Below are 16410 nucleotides of genomic sequence, written 5' to 3' on the forward strand. Positions count from 1 at the left end.
AATTAGTAGCTGCCGGGAGAAGTCGTTAATGTTCAAACACGTGTTACAATTCGATTGTAACCCAGACAAGACGATGGTCTGATGATACCTCTTTATCAGCACCTCGTTTACCAATGCGCTCGTCGTTAAATAGTCGCCTTCCATCTTGACCGGCGGCTTGCCAGTACACACCCGAATCTACCACTGACAACGTTGCTGACGAAACAGCATAATCAGCACGCGTGCCAAAAGTGGCTGTACGTATTGCTGGATACGGATGATTCCGTCGGTTGGGTTCTTGAGCACCGCCTTCAGACGTAGGTACAAATTTACCCTCAGGCTTAACAAGCGCTTGATTCACAAGCGGATGGTTCATTAATCGTTGGATACCATTAAATCGTTTGTCTGTTGTTGTTCCCCATGTGGTATCTGCATTTAAATCACCCATGATGACAAAATTGGCGCTGTTGAGCCCACCATAGATACCGTTATCGTCATATAAATTACCGTCGTTACTAATGTAATACCGCCAAAAATCATTCTCTTCGCTATTACGGTATTTATTGTTATCGCTAACGCTGTCAAATGCGGGTGGAGTAGGGTGAGATAACAAAAGGTGAATGGTATTTTCTCCCGCGTTTGTTGCAATGGTAATCGGCACGTCTACGTGATTTTTCGACGATAGCCTAATGTTTTCCCATTCGTGTTGACTAAACCAATTATCTCCACAGGCTAACCCTTTGGGCAGCGGTTTTTCATTCGAGCAAACATTTACGATGGGGATCATTGCGTTGGGTAAATCTTTGCGCTTGAAGGTCTGGAATGTGCGTGTTTTCTCGGTGTTGATTTGGTGTTTCGACAATAACGCAAATGCGTAATGTCCATGGTAAAAGCCGAAACCAAAGGCGTCATTTGGGTCTGTGGGGTCATAGCCATTGTTCGCTAAATCCAAGCCAGAAGGTAATCCTGTATTTGTCGCATAACTTTGTTTGTAGGGATAGTGAATTGGCGCTAGCTTTTCGCCTCCATCAATACTGTTTATATGCTGCCCTATATCTAAATAGTGTTTTTGAAACCCATGGAGTGCTCTGTAATCTTCGCCGTTACCGTCGTTGTTAAATTCGTTCAGCAACAAAATGTCTGGTCGCACGCGTTGTATAATTGCAGCGATATTTCTAATTTGTATTATTCGCTCGGCAAGTTTTTTTTCTTGCGCATTTACCTGTTTGTGTTTCCATTTTTGAATCACTTTTTCTTGTTCAACATAAGGTATGTTCATGAACATTACCCATTGTTCAAAGTGTTCCGATGGATCGCCATCGTGAGCAAATGAAACATTGAATGTGGCAAATTTTACATGTGTTGTTTCGTTCGTCTGCGTTACAGATGGTTGCACGCAGGCACTTAGAAACAAAATAGCGAATAGGCATATACTGAGAATTCTTATCATGCGATGGACATTACATAGATATTAATAAGTAAAGGTTTACCCTAGCATGGTTTAGTCAATGTACATATATAAAAGCCATGTGTATCAAATAAACATCTAGCCACACTATGTTCAACTTTTGAATCTTTGTTATCAGCCGATACGTATTGAAAATACCAAATACAGTTATCGTACATGCTATAACAACTTGTTTAATTACGCGTATTAATTTTTGGAGCTGTGGTGAAGACATATGTAATCGGAAAGTGTTTTTCCTTTTTTCTGATGCTTGGCTTTTGGGGGCTGGCGGAAGCAAAAACGCTTGTTCTCTCTAGCGATGACGGACCTCCACATATGATTAAGGAAAGTAGTAGTGGCATTGACATAGATATTACGCGAGAAATTTTACAGGCTTTAGGTTACGACGTGTCAGTACGTTTTTCCAGTTTAGCAAGGGGGAAAAGCGATGTTGAACTTGGCAATGTGGATGCTGTGACCCCTACATTTTTTGAAAAAGATCGAGAGGGATTCTATGTTTCTAAGCCTATTGTCGACTATCGTCCCACCGTGTTTACTTTGAAACATGAAAATCACAAGATAGGGCATATTTTGGACTTGATTGGGCATCGGGTTGTCACCTTTCAAGGTGCAAAAGGGTACTTTGGTTCTGATTTTGTCAAGGTATCTAAAAATACAGTCTATAAAGAGCATTATGACATGGGGATATTTCCTGACTTGCTCAAACGAGGGCGTTATTCAGTCGTCGTTGTAGATTATTATATTTTTTACTATTTCTATCGTTTGAAGGACAAAAATCGAGATGCGTCACTCTTTCAAACGCATTCGGTTATTCCGCCAGTAAAGGCGGGGGTTGGGTTTCATGATAAGAAGTTAAGAGACCGTTTCAATGCTAAATTAGCTGAATACACTGAACAAGGGCGACATCTTCTCGTCATTGAAAAATACATAGGAAAGGTTCAATAGCATTAAACCTTGATCACATTAACGTCGCCGGTAACTAAAGACAAACTGTTTACTAATCATGTACATTAACGGCATTAAATTCGAATCGCTGGATGGCATTACCACCAGACCACCACGGTTGATCGGGCGCTACTATATATTCATGTGACAAGCCCCATTCGAGCGCAGCCATCGGGTGCGCCTCGCTATCCAATGAATCTACTAACCCCATGGCGTCGGGGGTTTTAGCGATGTAAGCTCGAATATCAAAGTTAATCCCATCGTCAGACCATTGGACAGTACCCGCTTCGGGACCATCATCAGTAGAGATCATCACCATGCCGTGTTTATGCTGCCAAATACAAATTTCGTGACCACTTTGTGTAATTGGATTTGCGCGTGACTTTTTATATGGGCCTTCTGGCTTGTCAGAAATTGCCACGCCCCAGCGTATCTCTCGACCACCTGAGGTTAAGCGCTCACCCATACGTTCGCCCTTGTAATACAAATAAAATTGGCCTTTGTAAAACATCAACGTTGGATCATGCACTTTATGACTGTCAAAGTCTCCTTGCTTGATGACAGCAAACCGGTTGTCTTCTTCTCCTAACCATTCTCCGTTAGCGGCTGGCGTCAAAATTGGAGCATCAAGCACTTTCCAAGGCCCGTCAGGGGTTTCAGCGACAGCCATGCCGACAGTATTTTTTGCTCGGTCATTGTATGGCGCTTTGATGGCCTGGTAGACCAAATAGTATTTACCGTCGTGGGCAAGTATTTCGGGTGTAAAAACACTGCGGTCATCATATCGGCCGGTTTCTCCGCGAACAACTGCTGGGCCTTTTTCATCCCAAACCCAACCATCTTTAGATGTGGCATACCATATTTCAGATTTATCCCAAGGAAATACTTTAGCCTCGGGGTCCCCTGTGCCAAATCCTTTGGTTTCACCAGTTGAGCGCGTGTACCATGTGTAATACATGTCATTAATGAGCAATACGCGAGAGGGATCTCGGCGAATAACGCCCTCTTCGTAAGCAAAATCACCGCCTAAATTGTATACCGTAAAACGTCCAAACCATTCCTCATATTTATGGTAGTTGCGCGCTAAAGCGCGCTTGGATGCCAAACTCATATGTTTAGGATCGGTAATTGCCAAATAGTCATAGTCTGCTTGGGTGTATTTAGTCGGCGATTTTTCGCCTACATTTTCGTAGGATGAACAGGCACAAAGCAGGCCTACGACGGACAATGTAAATATTTTTATTAGTTTAATCATAACGATAGACATAACGATAGGGAAAATTACCGAGCTTGGTTTTGAACGCTATCATCGTGATATGGACTTTGCAAATTATTCTGATTGTTTGCAAAAGGTGAGCAAACGTACGCGTTTTTAAAAGCAATAACATTTACATAGGATCAAGAGTCAATAGTACGCGCTTCTCGTTCTCTGCTAACTGGCAAGATCGATGCACGGCAGCTATATCATTCTGTTTGTGCCACGCTTTCCCTTTTAACAGGCCGACATCAAAGGTATTCATTTGTTGAATGTGTTGTTTGTTGTAATGTAGACCAAAATTTGTCTTGGTGATAACACCATTTTCGTCGCTTGGCGGGTGTTCATGCAAGCACTCTAACGGGAGCCACTGAGTGCCTGAGCCAAGGTAGGTGTTGACTAAACGAACAGGAATGTTGTCTGCGTGAAAGCTTGGGCACATGGCGGTGGTAAGTGGAGCAATACGTAACCCCACGGTATCGCAATCAAAAAGGCAGGTAAGCATATCCGACAATAAGTAAATGTCATCTATTGATTCCCGTTTACCTTCGTATTCGGGTAGGGTCTTGCTGAGTTCCTGTTTTAACGAATCCATAGAAAACACGCCTCGCACGCCCAAGCCTAAGGATTCGAACGCCTTGTCGAAATATTGGCTGATTGTCGTATCAATTTTTCGATGCCAAACGGTAACACTGACATTGTTTGAAAAAATGTCGCTCAATATCAAAGGCGACGCACCTTTACTCCAAGAGGATAATGTTTGTTTTTCTTTTAGTTGCATATCAATGCTCCCATGACGGAAAAGGATCAGGTAATTTGGCCCACATTTCTTTACCTTTTAGGACGTCTTGCAGTTGCTTAGCTTCGTCACAATCTTTTAAGAAATTAAGTGCATCGACCACCGTAACCATAGTATCAAGCGCTGCGACATTCGAAAGACTTACACCATCCTCATCTGCAAACGTAAAGGTTTCTGCGACAGGTAACGGCTCAGAAATGCCAGTTGACTCAATAACCAAATAGTCATACTTGCCATCTTTCGCCAATCGACTAATTTCGTCTAACAAGTATTCCCTCAAGTACAACAAATACAGCCATTGCTCATTTCCACCAGCTTTTCTTCTGAGCGATTGAAGCTAATTTCATTTTTTACTGTTGCTGCATCAATATTAATTTCACTCATATCATTGACGATGACAGCCACTTTGAGTCCGTCTCTGTTGTTTAATATGTGATTTAAAACAGTTGTTTTACCAGCGCCTAGAAACCCTGATAATACGGTGACTGGAAGTAAAGGTGTGTTTGGCATGTTGAAGATAAATTTTATTTTTAATTATGTTATAACGTATCATTTGTTGATGGGGAATAGCAAACCAATTGAATAAATAACGTATAAAATGTGATGAACTACTTTGATGAACGCTTGAATTATTGGTTCCGCGTATCAACAAAATAGAACACCAATCTGAAGCAAAATTGCTCAAAGATATATCCAGAATAATTTGGGGTAGCGAACTACAGACCTGTCAGATATAGTTATAGTCCAGCCGTTTCATTTTTATTTTCCCAATTAAACTGGTCTTCAATAGATACGCCTAACGAAAACATATCAGGATTAAAGGGTAATATTTTTTTCATATTTTTGAGTTTAATAGGCCAGTCAGGGTTGGCTAAAGCGCCTGTGCCGAGTGCAACTAAATCTGCATGTCCTTCTTCAATAATGCGGGTGGCTTCTTTTACGTTATCTAGTCCACCATTTGCAATGACTTTTAGGCCTGTGACTTCTCTTGCCAATTTTGGTAGGCTCTCTCCATTTTTGGTAAGACACCCATGGTCAAAGCCTTTCCCTTCACTGGCAAAATGGATGTAATCAGCGCCGGCCTCTTTTAGAGAGTTGAAGATTAATTTCCCATCGAGCAAACCATTAGGCCAAGTGTAGTCAAAGTCATTTACCTTTCCTTGTGATACACGCACACCCACAATAAAATTATTGAAGGCTAAACGTTTAATAGAAGAGACAATCTCTGTCGTCAGTCGGCATCTATTTTTTAGAGAGCCACCATATTGGTCTTCGCGAGTATTTGTGTAGTCAGTGAGAAATTGGTCAAGCAGATAACCGTTGGCTGCATGAATTTCAACCCCGTCAAATCCAGCTTCTTTTGCCCGTATAGCTGAATCAGAAAAGCCAGTGATGACGTCGTCAATTTCAGACAAGTTCATCGCCTGAGGGAGCGGAAAGCTACCTTGCTTTTCACTGTATCCCTCAAGCATATGCCTAATCGGTTGAACGCAAGAAGCACTCCTTGTATTTGATAAATGCTGAGATAAAGCGCCAGCATGCATCAGCTGTAGAATGATTTTTCCTCCGGCTTCATGTGTGGAGTGAACTATATGTTCCCATCCTTTTTGTTGTTGTTCATTAGTAATTCCAGGTTGATTAGGATATGCCTGAGAGAAAGAGCGATCAGTATATGTACCTTCTGCGATAATCAATCCAAAGCCTCCTTCAGCATAACGACGATAATATTCTTCCATTGTTTTTGTCGGTATGCCATCGCCTTTTGTGCTGACACGAGTCATGGGGGCAACGACTACTCTATTTTTAAGGGGCAATTGATCAAGCATGACACTTTCTAATACAACATTTTCTTTCAGCATTTTTAAACCTCTAGCGTTTTGATTTCAAGAGGAGTCTAAATGAACATATCCTTTTTTGTAAGAATGCACATTTATGTGCTATACATACAAAAAGTATACTGTGGAAAGATGAGTAAATGTCAAAATCGAATAAAGATGCTTGTCCAACGGAAACGGCGCTTGATTTAATTGGAGGTAAATGGAAGGGGATGATTTTGTATTATTTATGTTCCGACATCAGGCGTTTTAATGAGTTGACCAGGCTAATTCCGGGTATCACACAACGAATGTTAACTAAGCAACTTCGTGATTTGGAAGCCCATGGAATTGTTCACCGCAAAGTTTATCCTCAAGTTCCTCCCAAAGTAGAGTATTCTTTAACAAAATTAGGAAAGACCCTCAAACCTGTTATTCGTGAATTGGAGAAATGGGGGCAGGGTTATTTAAAAAGCTAGCGGTGTTAAGTTTACTTGTTTTGTAATGACAACGAAGAAACGTGACAATAAGTTGAGCTGTTAATACAAAAAGAGTGTAGTGATGCTGATTGGCAATAAATAAATTATGAGGTGGTGGACTATTCTGGAAAAAGATTGAACCAATTGTTCGATATTTTAGCCGAATGGAACACCTATCTGGAGCAAGAATGTCCAGACGTTTATTCAACGGCGAGAATGATAAAGTCTGAGATTTAAGATTGCAAGTTTATCATTAGGTATTTACGACTGAAATAGGTGAATTGTCTATTTAGTAGGCTAATCAGTCAGTGTTCCTCCTGAAATACACTATCGTTGATAGTGGAGTTAGTGAAATAAAATGCTCGCTTGAATGTTATTTGAGCAGCTTGTACATTAGTTATGTCAATAGTATCCATGAATTAGAGACAGGTGTGTGGACAATAACCAATGTATATCGACCACAAAAACGGGGGGCAGATGCAAGAATAAGGCATTGGCCTCGGGATACTGCCGCTTGCATTTACCGCAAAATAAAACAACGGAAGGTTCAGTACATCCGCAATCATGGTGGGCCAAAAACAAGCTTTGGGTCGGCGCAGGCGGTCCAATTGTAGCAGGTGCTTTGACTTTAATTGTCTCTCTTTCAACTGACAAACCAAGCCAGGCAGTACAAATCAATAATGAGAACTCAATTGGTGTTCAAAATAATCAAGATGGCACCGTCAACGTTGAAATCAATCAGATAACGGGTTTACCCGATGAGCAATACCAAATTTTACTAAAACAGTTCAACGCTTTAAAGCAAGACAAAGAGGCAAATCAAAAAATACTTAATGCCTTGCTTGAGCAAATTGATGTCAAGAATCTGTCGAATATCGATTTACAAAGCAAAGTCGCAGAGTACGAAAAACGTATCACTGAGTTGTTGCAAGATAATGGCGTGAATGATGAGATTAAATCACTCATTCTGGAAGGTGAGTTAGACAAAGCAGAGCAAGTTGCTGATAGCTATGTCACGAACCAAGAGCAAAAGCTTGCAGATTCTTATTATCAGCAAGGGCAAATCAAAGAGCTAAAATTAAAATATGAAGAAGCTAAAATTGCCTTTGAAAAGGCGGCCTTTCTGGAAGACCAAAATTCAACCCACCTAAATAAAGCAGGGCTTATAAATTATACTTTAGCGAATTATGCTAAAGCGATTACCTACTATAAACAGGCACTGGCCTCTGATTTGAAAACCTATAGTGAAGGCCATCCTAGTGTTGCCACAAGGCGCAATAACTTGGGCTTGGCGTATAAATCGCTGGGTCAATATGAGAAAGCGATTGGATACTATGAGCAGGCACTGGCCTCTGATTTGAAAACCTATAGTGAAGGCCATCACAGTGTTGCCATAACGCGCAATAACTTGGGCTTGGCGTATGGTTCACTGGGTCAATATGAGAAAGCGATTGGATACTATGAGCAGGCACTGGCCTCTGATTTGAAGACCTATAGTGAAGGCCATCCCAGTGTTGCCACAAGGCGCAATAACTTGGGCTCGGCGTATAAATCGCTGGGTCAATATGAGAAAGCGATTGGATACTATGAGCAGGCCCTATCATCGGGTTTAAAGACCTATGGTGAAGGCCATCCTAGTGTTGCCATAACGCGCAGTAACTTGGGCTTGGCGTATAAATCGCTGGGTCAATATGAGAAAGCGATTGGATACTATGAGCAGGCGCTATCTGTATTAACGAAGGTGCTAGGTGATAACCACCCCAACACCAAAGTAGTGCGAAGTAATCTGGAGAGAGCAAAAGCCAGCTTAATTTCTAATTAAAGAGACGCAATAATTTTTTATATGTGAGTAGACGCGCTTGGGTGTGGAAGTGTAATTTAATACCGTCATGGACTTGAACCAAAAAATTTAACTATTTCAAATGATTAAAGCGCTTTCTAAATTCAAGAAATTGAAGCCAAGGGAATTTTTTAATAGAATCAAGTAGATAGTGAAATGGTGGACGCTACTGGGCTTGAACCAGTGACCCTCGCCTTGTAAGGGCGATGCTCTCCCAACTGAGCTAAGCGTCCATATTGTTTTTTGCGATTGCAAAGATATAAATTAAAAAGTGGTGGACGCTACTGGGCTTGAACCAGTGACCCTCGCCTTGTAAGGGCGATGCTCTCCCAACTGAGCTAAGCGTCCATCATCTCGCAAACGAGTTGTCGTTAGCAAGTGGAGGCGTATTATAGAGTTGAACGTTGCGGTGTCAATAATAAAGTTAAAAAAAACATCCGGATGAACAAAAAAACATCTACATGAACAAAAAACATCAACAAGATTCAAAATTCCCCATCATACTAATACGCATTGCTGAGGGGGCATTTGAGTCGTTTATTTACGCTTTCTTTTCCATATTAAACAAATGGTCGAACACAAAAATAATGAATTGATGACTGGGCTATTCACTGAAGTAGATGATTGTAATTGTTGAACAACATTGTTAATTCCACGTGCGCCTATATCGTTGTATACTGTTCCCGCGTATGAGTCCAAAGTATATGCGATAGTTAGTGAGCTAACTGAATAAATAAGTTCAAATGTTTCACCGATGCCTAAGCTACCTAATTCTATGGTAGAAGAAAATGGCGATGTTACTAAAGACCGATAAGTTGGGTTATATGTGGTCTCTAGCCCTCCAGTAGAAGATGTGTTGACGCCTGAGTGAGGATTAAAGGATAAGTGAGCTTGTGCATCCCATATAACATCTCTATTTAGCGATATTTGAGTTACAAACGAAGTTCTAACATCGATATCTTCGCAAGCTAAAAGTACCGCGTCACACTCTGCGAAAAGGTAAGCGTCTAGCAGACTAAAATTAAATGCATAATCCTGTCGAGTACCTGTGTTATTCGTTACGTTAAAAGTTTGTTTGTAACTGCTGTAGATTCGCCCATCGAAATCAACAATGTTAATTAGCGTGAAATTGCCAGAAATATCGCCGTCTACTACACCGTCATAGTTATCGCCATATATTTCTGCTCTAACTCGACGATTCTCAGTACCATAGGTGCTATCGAAGTCGCTATCGGAGTTGCTATCGAAGTATACACTTACCCCAGATATACTTACGTCGATTATAGAGGCGTGAGTGGCCGAAATTGATAAAAGTGTCGCCAGCCCAATGTATTTTTTTAATTGTTTTATTTTCATATTAGTTTTCCATTTTTACTACTTCCTTAAAACTAAATCGCTGCCTAGCAATAAGTGAACCACATAGTAATCAATGAAATTTCAATAGCTTAAATTTTGTAAAAACGGTAACTGTAAAAATTATTGACGCAGCTTACCAATATTTTGGGTAAAGCAGTCATGCATCTCTTACTATTGATTTATCTGAGGTAAAAAGACGCTTTTTAAAAGCTAAGTATCAATTTTTTGTAGTTGATACTGCTTTAGAAAGCATCAACAAACAGGTAAAATGCGCGTAATATTTTAGAAACGGAAAAATAAATGTCTGTAGTTACTCGATTTGCGCCCAGTCCAACGGGCTATCTTCATGTAGGCGGTGCTAGAACCGCACTGTATTCTTGGTTATATGCAAAAAGCCAAGGTGGGAAATTTGTCTTACGTATTGAAGATACGGATTTAGAGCGTTCAACTGATGCCGCGAAGCAAGCAATTATAGATGGTATGACTTGGTTAGGGCTTGAACATGACCAAGGGCCTTTTTACCAAACTCAACGCTTTGACAGATACAACCATTTTATCGATGTGCTGCTTGACAACGGTTTGGCGTACAAGTGTTTCATGACGGTAGAAGAGCTAGATGCTATTCGTGAAGAGCAAGAAAAAAACGGCGAAAAACCTCGTTACCCAGGGACTTGGCGCGATCGTACAGATCACCCAAGTGATCAGCCCTATGTTATTCGCTTTAAAAACCCAAAAGACGGTTATGTTGTCTTTACTGATCACGTGCGCGGTGAAATTCGTATTGCGAATGAGGAGTTAGACGACCTCATTATTCGCAGAACTGACGGTGCGCCGACATACAATTTCTGTGTAGTAATTGACGATTGGGAAATGGGTATTACGCACGTAGTGCGTGGTGAAGACCATATAAACAACACGCCTCGACAAATAAACATTTTGAAGGCCTTAGGTGCGCCAATCCCTGAATACGCGCATGTATCTATGATTTTAGGTGACGATGGTAAAAAGCTCTCTAAGCGTCATGGCGCCGTTAGTGTAATGCAATATCGTGATGACGGATATTTACCTCAAGCCGTTTTAAACTATTTAGTTAGGCTAGGGTGGTCACATGGTGATCAGGAAGTATTCAGTGTAGATGAAATGATTGCGTTATTTAGTTTGGATAACATCAGCAAATCCGCAAGTGCTTTTAATACAGAAAAACTCATTTGGCTAAATCAGCATTATATTAAAACATTACCCAGTGAAGACGTGGCAGAACATGCTCGTTGGCATTTTGACCAACAGGGCATAGACATATCTGGCGGCCCTGAACTAAGTAAGGTAATTGAAGTGCAAGCCGAACGCGTGGCAACCTTAAAAGAGTTAGCCGACATTAGCTGTTATTTTTATCAAGACTTTGAAACATTTGATGCGAATGCCGCAAAAAAACACCTTCGTCCAGTAATAAAAGAAAACTTGGTCGCGGTAGGCAATAAATTGGCTGACTTGTCAGAATGGACAGCAAAAAATATTCAACAAGCGATTAATCAAACGGCAGAAGAGTTGGGTGTTGGTATGGGGAAAGTAGGTATGCCTTTGCGTGTTGCTGTTACTGGCGCTGGCAACTCGCCTTCATTGGATGTAACCCTTGTGTTGATTGAGCAATCAAAAGTTGTTGAAAGAATAAACAAAGCGATTGAATTTGTTGAAAATCGCGAAAATTCTTAAAAAAACCGTTGACATAAATCGGCCGGATGCCTAGAATGCGCCCCGCTGTCACGGAACTGTAGCAATATTGACGATGCAGATTATACATTGTTAATTAACAGCTCCAGAGACTGGGGCTATAGCTCAGCTGGGAGAGCGCTTGCATGGCATGCAAGAGGTCGACGGTTCGATCCCGTCTAGCTCCACCACAATGTCTGATTTACAGACTGCGTGATAGCCGTAAAATCAATTAATTTGCCTGTATAGGCTACCTAAAGACTAGGCCCTTTAGCGACTAATAAGTTAATTGATATTGCAAAAGTCTAAAACGCTAGCCGTTTTACGTAAAAGATTTTTGTCCCATTCGTCTAGAGGCCTAGGACACCGCCCTTTCACGGCGGTAACAGGGGTTCGAATCCCCTATGGGACGCCATATTCAGCACACTTACACTAGGCCTGTATTGTGTGTGGTGACGCAAGCTACGGTTTGCAAAAAAAATTGATGTCCCATTCGTCTAGAGGCCTAGGACACCGCCCTTTCACGGCGGTAACAGGGGTTCGAATCCCCTATGGGACGCCATAAAATGAGAAAACCACCTTTACGGTGGTTTTTTTATGCCTGTTATATAAGAAGGCCAATTAAAACTACTATTAAGATACACCTCCTAGTTAAGTTTTCAGTCTGTATTACATTTTTCAGTGTCATAAATATGAGTTGTCCGTCTTTTCCAGTGTAAATATTTTATTAATTTACAAGCGCTATGGGAGTTCTTTATAATCGCGCACCACGCTGACTCATCTATAGATGTTTTGGCCTATTTAGCCGCTCACTAATATAAGACTAACGAATGTTTTCAGCCCCTCAAGTATACCTTGCACCAATGGAAGGTGTTGTCGACCATCTCATGCGAGATATGCTTACACGTTTAGGCGGTTTTGATTATTGTATTACTGAGTTTGTGCGTGTTGTCGAACAACTATTACCGGCGAAAAGCTATTACAGAATTTGTCCAGAATTGCACAACAATGCAAAAACCCCATCGGGTATACCAGTGCGCGTACAATTGCTGGGGCAACATCCGCAGTGGTTAGCGGAAAATGCCGCTCGTGCTGTCGATTTAGGCTCACCAGGGATAGATTTAAATTTTGGTTGCCCCGCTAAAACGGTAAACAAATCTAAAGGGGGGGCTGTACTGCTAAAAACGCCTGAAACACTATATGAGATCGTGTCGGCTGTGCGTGAGGCAGTGCCAGCAGAGCATACCGTAAGTGCAAAAATTCGTCTCGGCTTTGATGACAAGTCGTTGGCCTTAGAAAACGCTGATGCTATTCAGCAAGCAGGTGCAAATTTACTGACGGTGCATGCACGTACAAAAGTAGAAGGATATAAACCTCCTGCGTATTGGGATTGGATTGCAAAAATTCGTGGTGCCATCGATATTCCCATTATTGCCAATGGTGAAATTTGGACGGCAAGTGATGCCTTGGCATGTCAGCAGCAGTCCAATACGCCGCATTTAATGGTGGGCAGGGGAGCCTTAGCATTACCAAACTTAGGTGCATGTATTAAACATGGGCAAGCGCCTATGCAATGGCATGAGGTAAAGCAGTTACTAATCGATTATTCTGGCTATGAAATTTTTGGAAACAAGGGAAAATACTATCCAAATAGAATCAAACAGTGGCTTGGTTATATGAAGCGGCAGTATCCTGAAGCTGAACAACTATTTAACGATATACATCGCCTACAAAGTGCTAACGATATTGTAAAGGTGTTGAGTGTTTAAAGTGAATATAAACGAAACTTAGCAAATCCATCTTGCGCAAAACGCTGTAACTAATTAGTCTAAACGTGCTGTAAATACAGAAACAAACTAAATAGGAAAGCTATGCGCAAAACAACAAATATAAAAATGCTTGGCTTAGCGCTTGCTGTCTCTGGTGTTTTTATCACGGGGTGTAGTGATAAAAATGAAGGAGAGCAGCGGGTACACGACAGGCACAATCCATTCCCGAGTACATACAAAGTCATTGAATCTGCACCGATTTTTATAAGCAACGTCACCATTCTAGATGGTGTAGGTGGTAAAATAGAAGATGGTCAAATTTTATTAGAAAACGGCAAAGTAGCCAATGTCGGAAAAAACGTAAGTATACCTTCCAATGCAATTGAAATTGATGGAAAAGGTAAGTGGTTAACACCGGGCATTATCGATAACCACAGTCATTTAGGGGTTTATCCGTCCCCTGGTACGCATTCACATTCTGATGGGAATGAAATGACCGGACCAGTAACAGCAGAAGTGTGGGCAGAACATTCTATTTGGCCACAAGACCCCGGTTTTCAACGCGCGCTTGCTGGCGGTGTAACGGCTATGCAAATTTTACCGGGCTCGGCTAATTTATTTGGTGGGCGAAGTGTAACCGTTAAAAACTTACCAAACCGCACGATTCAAGACATGAAGTTTCCAGAAGCGCCTTACGGCATCAAAATGGCCTGTGGCGAAAACCCCAAACGTGTTTATGGGAGCAAGGGTGGCCCGATGACGCGCATGGCGAATGTGGCTGGCTATCGTAAAGCGTGGATTGATGCACAAGCATATAAATCTAAGTGGGACAAGTACGATGCTGCGGTCGAATCTGGCAGCGCGGGAGATGCGCCCAAGCGTGATTTACGGTTAGAAACACTCGCAGGCGTATTGGCAGGTGATATCCTCGTGCATATGCATTGTTATCGCGCTGATGAAATGGCGGTAATGATGGACGTAATGAAAGAGTTTGATTACAAGATTGGTACATTCCATCATGCTGTGGAGTCTTATAAAATCCCTGATTTGCTTGCTGAAAACGGCGTTTGTTCTGCAATGTGGGCGGATTGGTGGGGATTTAAGATGGAAGCATATGACGCGATTCGCGAGAATGTCCCCATGGTGCATACTGCCGGCGCTTGCGCAATTGTTCACTCAGACAGTGACTTGGGGATACAACGTTTAAACCAAGAAGCGGCAAAAGCGTGGTCGGACGGTAAGCGCGCAGGCATCGACATTTCTCAGGCCGACGCGTGGCAATGGTTGTCAGCTAACCCAGCAAAGTCGTTGGGTATTTTTGAACACACAGGATCCTTGGAAGACGGAAAAAACGCAGATGTGGTTTTATGGTCTGGTGACCCGTTTTCGACTTATTCACAAGCTGAAAAGGTATTTATTGATGGGGCGTTAGTCTATGACCGAACCGACCCAAGCACATGGCCTGTAAGTGATTTTGAGTTAGGCCAAGTAACGCAAGGAGACGCGAAATGAAAACAGTTATCAAACATATATGTCAGCTGTCGTTAGTCGCGACTTGCGTGTCGGCGAGCTTTAGCGTGATGGCTGAAAAAATCGCCATTACAGGGGCGCAGATTTATACGATGAGCGCGGCAGGTATCATAGAAAACGGCACCGTCTTAATTGACAATGGTAAAATTCAACAAGTACTCGACAATAAACGGGTACCATCAGGTTATCGAGAAATTGACGCGAGCGGTAAAGTTATTACACCAGGGTTTGTTGGTGCATTGACAAGTTTAGGTTTAGAAGAAGTGAGCTTGTCGGCGGGCGTCGTAGATGCGCGCGTTGAACCTCATGCAGTGTCTAGTGTCGGGGCGGCTTACGATGTTCAGTACGCCATTAATAAAGACTCTTCACTTATTCCTATTACACGCGTTGAAGGGTTTACATCAGCAGTGACGGGTATCAGCCGCACGGATCAGTTGTTTGAAGGCCAAGGCGCGGTTATTAGTTTAAATAATGAGTTGTCGAGTACCCTAAAAGCAAGAGCTTATGTTCATGTAGACGTGGGCAATAGCGGTATGCATGCAAATGGTGAGTCTAGAGCCGCATTGTGGGTGGCGTTGAATCAAAGTTTAGATGAGGCTATTTTTGCGAGTACTCATGATTTGAGCCCCTCTCAAGGATGGGAAGGCATGATTTCACGCGCAGATGCCAAAGCACTAATTCCTGTGATAAAGGGCGAAACGCCTTTATTGGTTACAGCGCATCGAGCAGGGGATATTTTACAAGCCTTAGACATCCAATCTCGTTATAGCGACGTTAAGCTTGTGTTAGTTGCCGCCACCGAAGGTTGGCGAGTTGCAGCGCAGATTGCTGAAGCAAATGTGCCCGTAATATTAAATCCTGAAAACAATTTACCAGGAGATTTTGACCAGTTGGGTTCAACAATGGAAAATGCTGGACGTTTGCATAAGGCTGGCGTGAAGGTTGCCATTGGCATGGAAACACATAATATCCGTTTGGCAGCGCAACATGCAGGTAATGCAGTTGCAAATGGCTTACCCCATAATGCAGGTCTTGCGTCGTTGACATCCAATGTTGCAAGTATATTTGGTGTCGACGAAATTGGTAGTTTAGCACCGGGCAAACGCGCCGACTTAGTGGTTTGGTCTGGCGATCCGCTTGAAGTGACAGAAGCCGCTGAGCTAGTCATGATAGAGGGGGAAGAAATACCCATGACGTCACGCCAAATCCAGTTGCGGGATAGGTATCTGAAACGAAGCACGGATAAACCCGTAGGTTACTTCCGCTAATATACATAGTATTCACTTTGTATTTGTTAAAGCCTAGCAGTGTTAGATGCTGGGCTTTTTTCATTGAATAAAAAACTTTTGTAAGTTGTTGAATTTTATTCTGTTTAAAAAAAAATAAAAAAAAAGCTAAACAAAATTGTCATTTCGTGGAATAGCTACAAAACACCTTGTCGTGAGGTGAGCAAAATTGTAGTTATAAAA

General features: G+C 42.0%; 12 protein-coding genes, 5 tRNA genes and 1 pseudogene. 10 read left to right on the top strand and 8 right to left on the bottom strand.

Annotated features, from left to right (window positions below; genetic code table 11):
- Positions 1 to 43 precede the first annotated feature (43 nt).
- On the bottom strand, positions 44 to 1375 hold the full coding sequence (locus QQK00_RS15575) for an endonuclease/exonuclease/phosphatase family protein (protein WP_284218560.1): 1332 nt from the start codon (positions 1373 to 1375) through the stop codon (positions 44 to 46).
- A 276-nt stretch (positions 1376 to 1651) separates the two neighbouring features.
- Here QQK00_RS15575 and QQK00_RS15580 point away from each other — a divergent pair, with 276 nt between their 5' ends.
- Complete coding sequence (locus QQK00_RS15580; protein WP_284218562.1) at positions 1652 to 2392, top strand: substrate-binding periplasmic protein; 741 nt, start codon at positions 1652 to 1654, stop codon at positions 2390 to 2392.
- Positions 2393 to 2444: 52 nt separating this feature from the next.
- Here the strand turns inward: QQK00_RS15580 and QQK00_RS15585 are convergent, their stop codons facing one another.
- From QQK00_RS15585 to QQK00_RS15600, 4 genes and pseudogenes are all read right to left on the bottom strand, one after another.
- Entirely contained in the window at positions 2445 to 3647 is a 1203-nt protein-coding gene (locus QQK00_RS15585) for a glycoside hydrolase family 117 protein (protein WP_284218564.1), read from the bottom strand.
- A gap of 133 nt (positions 3648 to 3780) precedes the next feature.
- The gene (locus QQK00_RS15590) at positions 3781 to 4428 is read right to left on the bottom strand and encodes a DUF1826 domain-containing protein (protein WP_284218565.1); all 648 of its coding nucleotides are present in this window, start codon (positions 4426 to 4428) and stop codon (positions 3781 to 3783) included.
- Between the two features lie 61 nt (positions 4429 to 4489).
- Positions 4490 to 4956: pseudogene (locus QQK00_RS15595) on the bottom strand (GTP-binding protein); the annotation flags it as partial.
- A gap of 227 nt (positions 4957 to 5183) precedes the next feature.
- Positions 5184 to 6305 (bottom strand): oxidoreductase, encoded by a 1122-nt coding sequence (locus QQK00_RS15600; protein WP_284218566.1) that lies wholly within the window; start codon positions 6303 to 6305, stop codon positions 5184 to 5186.
- Between the two features lie 116 nt (positions 6306 to 6421).
- On the opposite strand from QQK00_RS15600, the gene QQK00_RS15605 reads away from it, so the two are divergent.
- Both QQK00_RS15605 and QQK00_RS15610 read left to right on the top strand, forming a co-directional pair.
- Positions 6422 to 6739, top strand: a complete 318-nt coding sequence (locus QQK00_RS15605; protein ID WP_284218570.1) for a winged helix-turn-helix transcriptional regulator — start codon at positions 6422 to 6424, stop codon at positions 6737 to 6739.
- Positions 6740 to 7172: 433 nt separating this feature from the next.
- A complete protein-coding gene (locus QQK00_RS15610; protein WP_284218572.1) occupies positions 7173 to 8561 on the top strand; it encodes a tetratricopeptide repeat protein in 1389 nt (462 codons plus the stop codon).
- A 175-nt stretch (positions 8562 to 8736) separates the two neighbouring features.
- Here QQK00_RS15610 and QQK00_RS15615 read toward each other — a convergent pair.
- The 3 genes from QQK00_RS15615 to QQK00_RS15625 all read right to left on the bottom strand — a co-directional run bounded on the left by QQK00_RS15615 (position 8737) and on the right by QQK00_RS15625 (position 9935).
- Positions 8737 to 8812: transfer RNA gene (locus tag QQK00_RS15615), tRNA-Val, on the bottom strand.
- A 39-nt stretch (positions 8813 to 8851) separates the two neighbouring features.
- Positions 8852 to 8927, bottom strand: a tRNA-Val gene (locus tag QQK00_RS15620).
- A gap of 189 nt (positions 8928 to 9116) precedes the next feature.
- On the bottom strand, positions 9117 to 9935 hold the full coding sequence (locus QQK00_RS15625) for a hypothetical protein (protein WP_284218573.1): 819 nt from the start codon (positions 9933 to 9935) through the stop codon (positions 9117 to 9119).
- A 300-nt stretch (positions 9936 to 10235) separates the two neighbouring features.
- Here QQK00_RS15625 and gltX point away from each other — a divergent pair, with 300 nt between their 5' ends.
- The 7 genes from gltX to QQK00_RS15660 all read left to right on the top strand — a co-directional run bounded on the left by gltX (position 10236) and on the right by QQK00_RS15660 (position 16209).
- A complete protein-coding gene (gltX, locus tag QQK00_RS15630) occupies positions 10236 to 11645 on the top strand; it encodes a glutamate--tRNA ligase (protein ID WP_284218574.1) in 1410 nt (469 codons plus the stop codon).
- A 112-nt stretch (positions 11646 to 11757) separates the two neighbouring features.
- Positions 11758 to 11833, top strand: a tRNA-Ala gene (locus QQK00_RS15635).
- A 148-nt stretch (positions 11834 to 11981) separates the two neighbouring features.
- Positions 11982 to 12057: transfer RNA gene (locus QQK00_RS15640), tRNA-Glu, on the top strand.
- A 71-nt stretch (positions 12058 to 12128) separates the two neighbouring features.
- Positions 12129 to 12204 (top strand) — tRNA-Glu (locus QQK00_RS15645).
- Between the two features lie 268 nt (positions 12205 to 12472).
- The gene (locus QQK00_RS15650) at positions 12473 to 13411 is read left to right on the top strand and encodes a tRNA-dihydrouridine synthase (RefSeq protein ID WP_284218575.1); all 939 of its coding nucleotides are present in this window, start codon (positions 12473 to 12475) and stop codon (positions 13409 to 13411) included.
- Between the two features lie 102 nt (positions 13412 to 13513).
- The gene (locus QQK00_RS15655) at positions 13514 to 14923 is read left to right on the top strand and encodes an amidohydrolase (protein WP_284218576.1); all 1410 of its coding nucleotides are present in this window, start codon (positions 13514 to 13516) and stop codon (positions 14921 to 14923) included.
- Entirely contained in the window at positions 14920 to 16209 is a 1290-nt protein-coding gene (locus QQK00_RS15660) for an amidohydrolase family protein (protein WP_284218577.1), read from the top strand. The genes QQK00_RS15655 and QQK00_RS15660 overlap by 4 nt, the downstream gene beginning before the upstream one ends.
- Positions 16210 to 16410: the final 201 nt, after the last annotated feature.

It is taken from the genome of Agaribacter marinus, from assembly GCF_030160655.1.
GTDB lineage: Bacteria > Pseudomonadota > Gammaproteobacteria > Enterobacterales > Alteromonadaceae > Glaciecola > Glaciecola marina.